This is a genomic window from Streptomyces carpinensis (assembly GCF_002154505.1).
Classification (GTDB): domain Bacteria; phylum Actinomycetota; class Actinomycetes; order Streptomycetales; family Streptomycetaceae; genus Streptomyces; species Streptomyces carpinensis.
Genome location: NZ_MUBM01000386.1, coordinates 1 through 5,759, shown reverse-complemented (window position 1 = coordinate 5,759; position 5,759 = coordinate 1). Strand labels below are relative to the sequence as shown.

The window sequence follows — 5,759 nt, the reverse complement described above, 5'->3', positions numbered from 1 at the left end:
GCAGGGTGGGCAGGTGGATCACCGCGTTCGCCGCAACCGTGGGCGGCAGCGTGATCGAGCACTCCACCCAGGTCCAGTCACGGTATGTCTGCGGGATTGGCCGAGTGGGGAGTTGCAGCCGCAGCAGGGCCTTCCTCGGCTCGGTCGCGGATCGTTCGATGGTGGCCTGCTGCCCGTCGCAGGCGGCGAGGAGCAACATGCGGGCCACACGCGGTGCGGGCTCCAGCTCGAACACGTCGAGGGGGCGACGGCCGTGGGTGTGCTCGAAGGAGGTGATCTGCCGGGTGCGGGAACGGATGATGCTGGACGGCAGGCGCTCGCCGCCCGGTATCGCGGCACGTACCGCGTCCCACTCCTCGCCGGTGCGCTTCTTGGGGTCGTCGGGCCAGAAGGCCAGCACACCGGCCACCAGATCGGCGCGCCACTTCACCGACCGCAGCGCACGACCCGCCTGCTCCTGGGCCATGCGCACGATCCGATCGTTGACCTTCGCCTCGCAGGAGACCGTCCAGCCCAGGCGGCGCAGTGCCATCCACGCGTTCGACGGCAGCTTCCGGCCGCCCGGGTCCTGTCCGCCGGCCAGCACATCCACGTCGGTGGTATTCCAGTGTCCGGCCAGCAGCGCGCCGGTCATCGCGGCCACAAGGTCAGCACACCAGCCCACCCGTTCCGCCAGAGCGGCGCAGGTGAGGACTTCACCAGTCTTCTCATCCACGCCCGACCGGACCAGGGCGCGGGCACACGCGGTGCGGCACCTCTCGCCGTCAGTGAGAGGCAGCTTCCGGCTCACGCAGCCCCGCCTCCGTCGCCGCACTGACCGGACTCGGTCAGCAGCCGCTTGCGGTTCTGCGCACTACGCATCCCATACAAGCGCCCGGCGAACGTCGTCACCACAGAGGCGAAATCCTCCAGCAGCTCATCCCGGCCGCCGAGCTTTTTCGGGTGCAACACCTCCACGGTGACCCCGTACACGGCGAACAACCGCTTGAGCCAGCTCACACCGAACCGGGCCAGCCGGTCCTCATGCGTGACGCGCACGACAGCGACTGAGCCGTCAGCCACCATCGCCGACCCGGTTCAAACCGGGCCGGTTCTCCTTCAGGCCCGAGCCACGATCCCGGACGACCTTGACGATCTCGCCCGTCGAAGCGGCCCGCAGCTCGGCCTCCTGCGCCTGCAACGAGGACTCCTGCCCGGACGAGCCGGACACGCGCACATACAGCAACTCCAGACGAGGGCGCGAAGTTGAAGCGCCACTGCCACGCTTCATGTTCTCCACATCAACCGAGGAGAACCGGCGCTCACGACCGACCCACGTGAAGCGGATCTTGCCGTCCAACGCCCACTGACGAAGCGTCATCGGGTGTATCCCGAGACGCTTCGCAGCCTTGGACATACGCAGCAACTCCATGCCCCGCAACCATACATGCACAACACTAGGGATAACTAATGAAGTTGGTGAGCCTCCCGCGCGGCTGCTTGGCGCGGCCTACAGCGAGGGCTCCTTGCGGCCGGACGCGAGGTCGAGGGCGATGTCGACGATCATGTCCTCCTGTCCGCCGACCAGGCGCCGCCGGCCGCACTCCATCAGGATGTCGCGGACATCGACGTCGTACCGCTGCGAGGCGATCTCCGCGTGCCGCAGGAAGCTGGAGTAGACGCCCGCATAGCCCAGCGTGAGGGTCTCGCGGTCGACCCGGACCGGTCGGTCCTGCAGCGGGCGGACGATGCCGTCCGCGGCGTCCTGCAGCTTGAACAGGTCGCAGTGGTGCTTGAAGTCCGACAGGTTCGCCACCGCGATGAACGCCTCGATGGGGCAGTTGCCCGCACCCGCGCCGTGTCCGGCGAGCGAGGCGTCGACGCGGTGGACGCCGTTCTCGACGGCGACCACCGAGTTGGCGACGGACAGCGAGAGGTTCTCGTGGGCGTGGATGCCGATCTCGGTGGCCTCGTCGAGGACGTCGCGGTAGGCGCGTACCCGGGCGGCGACGTCGTTCATCGTCAGCCGGCCGCCGGAGTCGGTGACGTAGACGCAGTGGGCGCCGTAGGACTCCATCAGCTTGGCCTGCCGGGCGAGCTGTGCGGGCTCGGCCATGTGGGAGAGCATCAGGAAACCCGAGACGTCCATGCCCAACTCGCGGGCCGCGGCGATGTGCTGGGCGGAGATGTCGGCCTCGGTGCAGTGCGTGGCCACGCGCACCGAGCGGACGCCGAGGTCGTAGGCGTGCTTGAGCTCGTGGATCGTGCCCACGCCCGGCAGCAGCAGGGTGGTCAGGCGGGCGTTGACGAGGACCGAGGCGGCCGCCTCGATCCACTCCCAGTCGGTGTGGGAGCCGGGGCCGTAGTTGACCGAGCCGCCGGCGAGGCCGTCCCCGTGGGCGACCTCGATCGCGTCGACACCGGCCTCGTCCAGCGCCACGACGATGCGCTTGACGTCGTCGGGTGTGATGCGGTGCCGGACGGCGTGCATCCCGTCGCGGAGGGTGACGTCCTGTACGAAGATCGGGGTGCTCACTTCGAGGTCTCCTTCGCGGCGGCGATCTTCTCGGCCATCTGCACCGCGGCCGAGGTCATGATGTCGAGGTTTCCGGCGTACGCCGGGAGGTACATGCCCGCGCCCTCGACCTTGAGGAAGACCGACACCTGGTGGGTCGGCCGTGCGTCGGATCCGTCGGCCAGCAGGGTCTCGACCGGCTGGTCGGCCGGGATCTCGGTGATCTGGACGTCCTGGACCATCCGGTAGCCCGGGACGTACGCGGCGACCTCGGCGGCCATCTTCCGGATCGAGGCGGTGATCTGCGCCTTCGCCGTCTCGCCGTCCTCCCCGGCGGGCAGGGTGACCAGCGTGAAGACGGTGTCACGCATCATCAGCGGCGGCTCGGCCGGGTTGAGGATGATGATCGCCTTGCCCCGCCGGGCGCCGCCGACCTGCACGATCGCCGCGGAGGTCGTCTCGGTGAACTCGTCGATGTTCGCCCGCGTACCGGGGCCGGCCGACTTGGAGGCGATCGAGGCGACGATCTCGGCGTACGCCACCGGGACGACCCTGCTGATCGCGGCCACGATCGGGATCGTGGCCTGGCCGCCGCAGGTGACCATGTTGACGTTGGGCGCGTCGAGGTGCTCGTCGAGGTTGACCGCCGGGACGACGTACGGCCCGATCGCGGCCGGGGTCAGGTCGATCACCCGGATGCCGAGGGGGCGCAGCTTGTCGTCGTTGTAGCGGTGCGCACCGGCCGAGGTGGCGTCGAAGACGATGCCGATCTCGTCGATCTGCGGCGACTTCAGCAGCCCGTCCACGCCCTCGGCGGTGGTCTCGAACCCGAAGCGCCGGGCGCGGGCCAGGCCGTCGGAGGCCGGGTCGATGCCGACCATGACCCCCATCTGAAGGTGCTGCGCGGTGCGCATGATCTTGATCATCAAGTCGGTGCCGATGTTGCCCGACCCGATGATGGCGACCTTCGTCTTGCTCATCGTCGCTCCCTTAGGCGGAGAAGGTGACCGACACCGCGCCGAGGCCGGTGACAGTGGCGTGTACGGCGGCGCCCGGCGTCACGGGGCGCATCGGACCGAGGGCACCGGAGAGGATGACCTGGCCCGCGCGCAGCGGCGCGCCCAGTTCGCGGGCCTGGCGGGCGAGCCACACGACGGCGGTGACCGGGTCGCCGAGGCAGGCGGCACCGGTGCCGGTGGAGACGGTCTCGCCGTCGATCGTCATCGTCATCTCGGCCGCGACGGGGTCGAACTCCGCAAGCGGCACCCGCCGCGTACCGAGCACGTAGCCGCCGGCCGAGGCGTTGTCGGCGACCGTGTCACCGAAGCTGATGTCCCAGTCGGCGACGCGGCTGCCGCAGATCTCGACGGCGGCGACGGCGTAGTCGATGGCCTCACGCACCTGGGCGTCGTCGAGCGGCCCTTCGGCCAGGTCGGCCCTGAGCACGAAGGCGATCTCGGCTTCGACCCGCGGCTGCAAAACCGCGCCGGCCGGCACGACCGAGCCGTCGGGGTACTCCATGTCGTCGAAGAGGATGCCGAAGTCGGGCTGGTCGACGCCGAGCTGCTCCTGCACGGCCGCGGAGGTCAGGCCGATCTTCCGGCCGACGACGGTGGCGCCGGCCTCGATCCGCTCGGTGGTGAGCTGCAGCTGCACCGCGTAGGCCGCCCGGACGTCGTCACGGCCGATCAGGTCGCGTACGGGGGCGGCAGGGGTGCCGGTGGCCGCGGCTTGGCGGAGCCGGGCCGCGGCGGCGGCGATGCTGTCGGTGGCGGCAGCGGGGTGAGTCTGGGGCATGGCGTCCAATCTGCGGTAACGGGCGCAGCGAGCTCCACATCGGCGTTCCGCTCAGCGGTACGCTCTTTGGCATGGAGGACCGCGACACCGTCCTGGGCAAGGCGTTGGCCATCCTGCGCGCGTTCGGCCCGGCGGACTCGGTGCTGCCGCTCGCCGAGCTGGTCCGGCGGACCGAACTGCCCAAGGGCACGGTCCACCGCGTGGCCGGGGACCTGGTCCACCACCGGCTGCTCGACAAGACGGCGCACGGCTACCGGCTCTCCGGCGGCCTGTTCGAGCTGGGCCTGCGCGCGGCCACCGAGCGCACGCTGCTGGAGCTGGCGATGCCGTTCCTGCAGGATCTCTACGAGCGCACCCATGAGACGGTCCACCTCGGCGTGCGCGAGGGCCACGAGGTCGTCTACATCACGAAGATCGGTGGGCACCGCCAGGCCAAGGCACCCTCGCGTACCGGCGGGCGTATGCCGATGCACTGCACCGCGCTCGGCAAGGTGCTGCTGGCCTACGCCGGGGAGGACGAGCAGGCCGCCGTGCTGACCGGCCCTCTCGAGCGCCGTACGCCCCATACCGTCATCGCGCCGGGCATCCTGCGCAGACAGCTCGCGAGGACGATCGAAACCGGTGTCGCCTACGAACGGGAGGAGTCGACGCCCGGCCTGCTCTGTGTGGCCGCGCCGGTCCTCAAGCCCGACGGGCGCACGGTGGTGGCCGCCATCAGCGTGACCGGGCCGGTCGGACGGTTCCGCCCCGAATCCCACGAGACGGCCGTGCGTGCGGCGGCGGCGGCGCTGGGCTCCACGCTTGCGCGTCGGGGTCGTTGAGAGCCGCCTGTCCGACCGGGCCGGCCGCCTGCTCGGCCTGGATCCGTTGAAGGCTCCCCTCCCTGATGGGAGGGGATTCTCCACCCTCCAGGGCTGATGTGGGGATTCACGGCTCAGGCCGCCACCTGAGCCGGCGGCTCAGGTGGTCTTACGCCCTCGGCACCGTCCGGGTTCCAACCGGCCCGGACCAGCATCACGCGGGCGGAGTTCTTGTCCCTGGGACAGACGGCTCCGCACGCGGTGCAGGCATAGGTTCTCATCGACAGAGGCAGTGCGTGCTTGGTTCTCGCTCCGCACGTTGCGCAGTCCATCGTGGTGTGCGCCGGGTGCACGAGACGGACGTCCCGTGCGTGCTTGCGCCCCATCTCGACCAGAGCGCGTTTGGTGGCGGCGACGGCGGCATCGGCCGCCTTGCGGGCCATCGTGGTCTTCGCGAGGAACTTCGGCCTGAAGTCCTCCACCGCCACCCCGTCATGATCACGCATCACGGACTTGGCCCACTTGCGGGATGTGTCCTCCCGCTGCCGCGCGACCTTCCTGTGCAGCTTCGCGGCCTGCACCTGCGCCTTCCGGTAGCCCTTCGATGCGGGCCGGCCCTTCGGGCTCCGGCGCCGGGCCATCATCCGCTGGTAGCGGGCCAGCCCCTG

7 protein-coding genes and 1 pseudogene are annotated in these 5,759 nt (G+C 70.2%); 1 reads left to right on the top strand and 7 read right to left on the bottom strand.

Annotated features, from left to right (window positions below; translation table 11 throughout):
* The 6 genes and pseudogenes from BZY54_RS52505 to BZY54_RS39675 all read right to left on the bottom strand — a co-directional run.
* Positions 1 to 715: pseudogene (locus BZY54_RS52505) on the bottom strand (zinc ribbon domain-containing protein); the annotation flags it as partial.
* Positions 716 to 786: 71 nt separating this feature from the next.
* Complete coding sequence (locus tag BZY54_RS39695) at positions 787 to 1,038, bottom strand: hypothetical protein (protein WP_143668235.1); 252 nt, start codon at positions 1,036 to 1,038, stop codon at positions 787 to 789.
* Positions 1,039 to 1,054: 16 nt separating this feature from the next.
* Complete coding sequence (locus tag BZY54_RS39690) at positions 1,055 to 1,411, bottom strand: excisionase family DNA-binding protein (protein WP_086730207.1); 357 nt, start codon at positions 1,409 to 1,411, stop codon at positions 1,055 to 1,057.
* A gap of 78 nt (positions 1,412 to 1,489) precedes the next feature.
* The gene (gene dmpG, locus BZY54_RS39685; RefSeq protein ID WP_086730206.1) at positions 1,490 to 2,515 is read right to left on the bottom strand and encodes a 4-hydroxy-2-oxovalerate aldolase; all 1,026 of its coding nucleotides are present in this window, start codon (positions 2,513 to 2,515) and stop codon (positions 1,490 to 1,492) included.
* On the bottom strand, positions 2,512 to 3,474 hold the full coding sequence (locus BZY54_RS39680) for an acetaldehyde dehydrogenase (acetylating) (protein WP_086730205.1): 963 nt from the start codon (positions 3,472 to 3,474) through the stop codon (positions 2,512 to 2,514). Before BZY54_RS39680 ends, dmpG begins: the two co-directional genes overlap by 4 nt.
* A gap of 10 nt (positions 3,475 to 3,484) precedes the next feature.
* A complete protein-coding gene (locus BZY54_RS39675) occupies positions 3,485 to 4,291 on the bottom strand; it encodes a 2-keto-4-pentenoate hydratase (protein WP_086730204.1) in 807 nt (268 codons plus the stop codon).
* 71 nt (positions 4,292 to 4,362) lie between these two features.
* On the opposite strand from BZY54_RS39675, the gene BZY54_RS39670 reads away from it, so the two are divergent.
* Positions 4,363 to 5,112 (top strand): IclR family transcriptional regulator, encoded by a 750-nt coding sequence (locus BZY54_RS39670; RefSeq protein ID WP_086730203.1) that lies wholly within the window; start codon positions 4,363 to 4,365, stop codon positions 5,110 to 5,112.
* Between the two features lie 113 nt (positions 5,113 to 5,225).
* Here the strand turns inward: BZY54_RS39670 and BZY54_RS39665 are convergent.
* A partial coding sequence (locus tag BZY54_RS39665; protein WP_143668234.1) for an RNA-guided endonuclease TnpB family protein occupies positions 5,226 to 5,759 on the bottom strand: 534 nt, incomplete at its 5' end.

What these genes read in the sequence shown, in the direction of transcription:
- BZY54_RS39675 (WP_086730204.1), bottom strand. Translation starts at nt 4,291, where the DNA reads ATGCCCCAGACTCACCCCGCTGCCGCCACCGACAGCATCGCCGCCGCC.
- BZY54_RS39670 (WP_086730203.1), top strand. Translation starts at nt 4,363, where the DNA reads ATGGAGGACCGCGACACCGTCCTGGGCAAGGCGTTGGCCATCCTGCGC.
- BZY54_RS39690 (WP_086730207.1), bottom strand. Translation starts at nt 1,411, where the DNA reads ATGGAGTTGCTGCGTATGTCCAAGGCTGCGAAGCGTCTCGGGATACAC.
- BZY54_RS39680 (WP_086730205.1), bottom strand. Translation starts at nt 3,474, where the DNA reads ATGAGCAAGACGAAGGTCGCCATCATCGGGTCGGGCAACATCGGCACC.